Raw genomic sequence first — 699 nt, 5'->3', positions numbered from 1 at the left:
GGCCGATGGTCCGTGCACCGAGAACGGTGAGATGGCCCTGGGTAAGAACTTGCTGGTGGCGATCATGCCGTGGGAGGGCCACAACTACGAGGACGCGATCATCCTGTCGCAGCGGCTGGTGGAGGAGGACGTGCTGACCTCGATCCATATCGAGGAGCACGAGATCGATGCTCGCGACACCAAGCTGGGCGCGGAGGAGATCACCCGGGATATCCCGAATGTCTCCGATGAGGTGCTGGCCGATCTGGACGAGCGTGGCATCGTGCGGATCGGTGCGGAGGTGCGTGACGGGGACATCCTGGTCGGCAAGGTCACCCCGAAGGGTGAGACGGAGCTGACTCCGGAGGAGCGGTTGCTGCGGGCGATCTTCGGTGAGAAGGCGCGTGAGGTGCGTGATACCTCGTTGAAGGTGCCGCATGGTGAGTCCGGCAAGGTGATCGGTATCCGGGTGTTCTCCCGGGAGGACGACGATGATCTGCCGCCGGGTGTCAACGAGCTGGTTCGGGTGTATGTGGCGCAGAAGCGCAAGATCCAGGACGGTGACAAGCTGGCCGGCCGGCACGGGAACAAGGGTGTGATCGGCAAGATCCTGCCGACCGAGGATATGCCGTTCCTGCCGGATGGCACGCCGGTCGACATCATCCTGAACACCCATGGTGTGCCGCGTCGTATGAACATCGGCCAGATCCTGGAGACCCA

General features: G+C 63.2%; 1 pseudogene. It reads left to right on the top strand.

The features are described from left to right. Positions 1-699, top strand: a pseudogene (locus tag NA4_RS37995) (DNA-directed RNA polymerase subunit beta); the annotation flags it as partial.

The organism is Nocardia amamiensis NBRC 102102 (assembly GCF_001612745.1).
In the GTDB taxonomy this organism is placed as follows: Bacteria; Actinomycetota; Actinomycetes; order Mycobacteriales; family Mycobacteriaceae; genus Nocardia; species Nocardia amamiensis.
This window is presented reverse-complemented; position numbering and strand designations above follow the sequence as displayed.